4 protein-coding genes are annotated in these 5,085 nt (G+C 45.0%); 3 read left to right on the top strand and 1 reads right to left on the bottom strand.

The features are described from left to right. The first annotated feature begins 188 nt into the window (after nucleotides 1-188). Both A3735_RS22035 and A3735_RS22030 read left to right on the top strand, forming a co-directional pair. Nucleotides 189-770: a TetR/AcrR family transcriptional regulator gene (locus tag A3735_RS22035; protein WP_068510848.1), complete on the top strand. Its 582-nt coding sequence runs from the start codon at nucleotides 189-191 to the stop codon at nucleotides 768-770. A gap of 732 nt (nucleotides 771-1,502) precedes the next feature. Then, on the top strand, nucleotides 1,503-3,404 hold the full coding sequence (locus A3735_RS22030; RefSeq protein ID WP_068553447.1) for an NAD(P)-binding protein: 1,902 nt from the start codon (nucleotides 1,503-1,505) through the stop codon (nucleotides 3,402-3,404). Nucleotides 3,405-3,495: 91 nt separating this feature from the next. On the opposite strand, the gene A3735_RS22025 is transcribed toward A3735_RS22030, so the two are convergent. Beyond that, complete coding sequence (locus A3735_RS22025) at nucleotides 3,496-4,512, bottom strand: AraC family transcriptional regulator (RefSeq protein ID WP_068553446.1); 1,017 nt, start codon at nucleotides 4,510-4,512, stop codon at nucleotides 3,496-3,498. 351 nt (nucleotides 4,513-4,863) lie between these two features. Between A3735_RS22025 and A3735_RS22020 the strand changes: the two genes are divergently transcribed. Next, nucleotides 4,864-5,085 (top strand): DUF4158 domain-containing protein (locus tag A3735_RS22020; RefSeq protein ID WP_156499824.1); only part of this gene is annotated, 222 nt, incomplete at its 3' end.

Below are 5,085 nucleotides of genomic sequence, written 5' to 3'. Positions count from 1 at the left end.
CCAACCCATTTTTTAGGATGCTGCGTCGGTTCAGGCCTTGCCTAGTTGTCTTATAACGTTTCTTACCCACAGTGAACACCTCTTTTAAATACTGGATAATATTTTTAACATGAATTATTAATATTGATCAATATTTAATATACTATCGGGATAGTTTAGGTTGTTATTGTTTATAGGTTCAAAAGAGTATGCCGAAAATTGTAGATCATGAAGAAAGGCGCGCGGCCATTGCCCGAGGGGCGGTAGAAGCCATCGCTAATTATGGTATTCACAAGGTAACCATGATTAAGTTCGCCGAAGCCGGTGGCTGTACAGAGGGCATGGTCAATTATTACTTCGATAATAAAGAACATGTGCTCCAGGCCGCATTAGAACAGGTAATTAAATCTACTGAAGATCGTTTAGTGCAGGCGATACAAGACAACCCGAAGGATTTGGAGAACTTATTGCTGCAAACTTTGCCCATCAACGAAACTGTGCAAAAAGAATTCTGTGTCTGGCGAGACTTTTGGCAGCGGGCCGGAGATTCTCAAGCTTTGCAGCAAACTCAAACACACTGGATAAAGGACTGGGTAGCCGGTATTTCCGGTTTCATCGAGAAAGCACAGGCGGCCGGTGAACTCAGACCGGATCTAGATGTACAGTTAGAAGCTGAAATGTTGGCCACTTATGTGGATGGTCTGGGTCTAAAGGCGTCATTGGCTCCCAAAGATTGGCCTGTAAAGCGGCAGAAGCAACATGTGAGTGCGTATCTGTCACGGCTCTATTGACCGCTGATCCCCGAAATTCTTTTTTTAAAATCACACTACCTTCTTGTTATCTTCGGAAATCAGATAAATCGAGTTCGAATCTTGTCTGTTTTAGAAGTAGGACACACAGTTCGAGCCCGTCCTGTGAATTTAGGAGATCGACTGGAGAGGATTGGACGACGTCCTTAAATATCAACTCGATTGCCTTTTATGTCAATTAATGCCGACGCTACGCGGGTATATTTTCACCCTACTGCGAAGTGACGCGGCTACAGGTGCGATCCAATAGAAATCGATTTAATAATGAAGTGTGATATCTGGTGAGTTGGAACTGATAAATCTACAGCTCCATGATCACCGATACGACTGTTACTTTGATGAATTTGAATTCAATAAATTTAGTCACAAACCTCTATGTCCATAGCTACAACTTTTTATCTCGCCGCTTACAATTCGACAGTTATATTTATCGTCGTGGACATAATTTCGGTATTCTTTTCACTGCACTCTCCGATTGACACTAAAGCTCATTGGTTACCGGAAAACAAAAAAATCCTTGTTACTAATAGGGATTGCAAATTATTTTAACTATCGCATTGCTTTCTATGGTGGCTTTCTATCTTATCAAAAATCCAGCAATGTAAATATCAACTCGTCAGGCGAGGATCTTTCGAGCTAATTTCGTCGATGTTTGGCTTGTGACTCACCGGCGGACTAAAAGCGGCTCGGTCAATATTTTTACGGTATATCAATATGAAAAAAAGTATAACAAGACGTGATTTCTTGAATGGTTCTGCATTGGCAATAGGAGCGATGGGTCTATCCAGTAGCACTGCATGGGCTCAGCTACTGGGCGCATCTGGTGAGGCGACGACGCTTGGCCCCTTACCTGCGGATTACTATCCACCAACTTTGACAGGCTTGCGGGGCAGCCATAAGGGATCCTTTGAAGTGGCCCACTCACTGGCATGGCGTGGTGAGAAACCGCAGCACTACCAAAAGCTTCACGAGCACTATGATCTGGTAATTGTTGGTGGTGGAATATCCGGATTGTCTGCAGCGTGGTTTTATCGAAAAAAAATGGGCCATGATGCACGCATTCTGATTCTGGATAATCACGACGATTTCGGCGGACATGCCAAGCGCAACGAATTCCAGGTCAAAGGTAAAACGTTATTGGGGGCTGGCGGTTCGCAAAACTTGGAGTTCCCAGACCGCTACGATGATATTTCCCGCTCAGTATTGGACGACTTGGGCATCGATACCGATATCATGGAATCCAATATGACGCAAGATTACCCCTTGGGCAATACCGATCACGATGCAGGCATGTCGATTGCGACTGATAATGGTCACGTTAACCTTGGCGGAAATTGGATTAATTTTTTACACGCGAAGGAAGGCTATCGCGAAGCGATAGAACGATTGCCTTATAATAAATCTGAAAAAGAAAAACTGATCGAATTCGTATCCGGCGAGCACGACTACCTTGATGAACTGTCCTTCTTCGAGAAATATAAGTACTCAAAAACCACCAGTTACAATAGTTTTCTTCGCGACAGAGTCGGGTTTTCGGGCAGAACAATTCGTATGCTAGATGTTTTTAGTCGTGGCATGTTCGGGTACTCTGGCTGGAAGGACAGTATTCTTCACGCCATCATGCTTGGCGCGCCAGGGCTCAGAGCGATGGGCTGGTTGGGTGAAGTAGCCGACTTCCTGACGATGAGTACAGGCAAAGCTTATGAAGCCAGATATTTCCCCGATGGCAATGCAACTGTAGCGAGGCTACTGGTGAGTAAGTTGATTCCCTCCGTAGCGAAAGGGGAGGGAAATTTTACCAACATTGCCACTAAACGCCTCGACTATAGTGAACTTGACCGAGAACGACACACCACTAAAATAAGGTTAAACAGTACGGCTGTTGGCGTGCGCCAGCGCGGTGAAAATCTGGTCGAGGTTGATTACGTAATTTCCGGACAGGCTCAGAGTGTGACTGCTGATCACTGTATATTGGCTTGTTACAATGGTTTGATACCGCACTTGTGCCCAGAACTTCCCGAGAAGCAAAAGGAAAATCTCAGCTATAACGTTAAGATTCCCTTTGTATTTTCTACCATTGCTCTTAGCGATGGTAAAGCTTGGTCACAGTTGGATTGCAATATGATGTTTTGCCCTCATGATTACTTTAATACCATAACCGCGACTCCTCCAACCACCACCGGGGGACACCAGCCGCCGATGACGCCAGATGAACCTATGGCGGTCAGCATGTTTCACAGCCCTACACCGGAACCGATCAATAACGAGACCGGACGTGAGCTGTTCCGACATGGGCGCCACATTCTCTACACCACCCCTTACGAAGTTTACGAGAAAAATATTCGGCAACAGCTACAAAGCGTTCTGGGGCAATACGGTTTCAATCATGAGCGAGATATTGAGGCCATCACTGTAAATCGCTGGTCGCATGGTTATGCGTATCCGTATATGCAGCTCGATGATCCCGAGTGGGAAGAAGGCCAGGCTCCTCATGAGCTGGGACGCAAACAATTTGGACGCATTTCCATTGCAAACTCCGATTCAGAAGCCCAGTCTTATGTTACAGCAGCAATTGTGGCGGCGCACCGAGCGGTAGAGGAGCAAACATCGTCGTAAATGCAATAGGTATTTGAGGGACACCGTACTGCCGAGTGCCCCTAAATTGATATATGCATTTTCCACCACCTGATCATGCCCTAAAAGAAGATCAAAAATTAGTTTGACTTAAGTTTCGGTAGGCCATTGGCGTATAGCCGCTAAGGCTCTTAAAGGCACGATCAAAAGCGCTGGACTCTGAATATCCCAGTTGCAGTGCAATGATGCTGACAGGGGAGCTGGTTTCCGTCAGCGCTTTCTTGGCGACTTCCTCCATCACTGCATTGCGGAGCTCGCGAAAGGAAGTACCTCGGGTCATTAGTTGTCGAGTCAGGTTTCTGCGTGACATAAAAAATTGCGTTGCCGCGTGGTTCGCCGAGCAGGCGTCCGTGCCGAGCGTCCGGGCAATATAGAATTTAACTTGACCAACAATGTCGTCGATTTTCAGTATTTTGTCCAGAAGTTGATCTGCATTCTCCCGCAGTACTTTCAGCATATTGGGGTCTGCGGGAGTAGCTTCAAGATTAAGATCGGAACTACTGATTGCACAGTAATTCACGGCTTGTTCAAATTTTACATTTTTACCAATGAATTCGTAGTAGTCTTCAATACTTGAATTGGGCTTATGACTAAATCCAACTTCCAGAGGACTCCAGGCATCGTCCAATTGCTTACGCAAAAGCTTCATCAATAATGCCATTGCCAATTCAACTTCTTGAGAGATATCAAAAGCGGGTGCAATGTTGACGCGATATTCTAGCCGGCTTTCATTTTTACCTTCAATGAAATCGATAACAATTGCTTTAGATATCGTTTGATCGTATCGGGATAAACATAAACAGACGTCTCTCAATGTGGCCGCGTGATAGACGGTAAGCATTCCTGAACCAAAGTCAGAACCCTTGACAACCTTTGAAAGTTGTAAGCCTAGTAGAGATTCATCGAGACGTTTAGCTGTCCAATTAATGAGTCGGATATAATCTTCCATCGACAGAAATTCGTACCCACCGTTGGAATCCTTTTCCAAATCCAGAGACTGTTCAATTTCGGCTTGAGTGATTCCTCTCTCATACGAAAAGTTCAATAGCCATTGACTAGAAAGCCCTGAAAACTTTTTCAATTGAATCATAAAAACAGCCCCTTTGTTCGGATGGGTGACCGACTATATCGGGGTACAATTGCTCATAGAATCGACTTAACTTATTGTTTTTATTGAAGAGAATACCTTTATTTTTTCGGTCGTCAGCCATACTAAGTTCTTCCATCCCTCTCTTTGAGCCGCGGTAGACGAGCTGAGCGGTGCATGATAGAAGCCGTATGCGCGGCTCGATTATCTCTGATAACCAATAAGGGGTCCTAGGGATTTTGCCTCCATATATCGCAAAACCCTCTGAAGCTCCCGTCTGCCGTGGCCTGTAGAGGGCTATTAATTTCTAATTCACCAAAAATTTGTTATCTTCTTTGACCTTTAGGTCAAAGAATGAGCAGAGACAAACGGCTATCAATTCTCACTGCCGCGGAAATCGAGGATTTATACAGCGTTCCTTCCTTCAACGAGTCTTATCAGCGGTTTTACTTCGCGCTAAATGATAAAGAACTTGCGGAGCTATCCAGAATACGGCAACGCAAGTACCGTTGTGTTGCCGTTGCATTGTTGGGCTACTTCAAATGCAAACCGATCCTGCTCAACCCGAGTTATAAA

Source organism: Oleiphilus sp. HI0061 (assembly GCF_001635675.1).
This window is presented reverse-complemented; position numbering and strand designations above follow the sequence as displayed.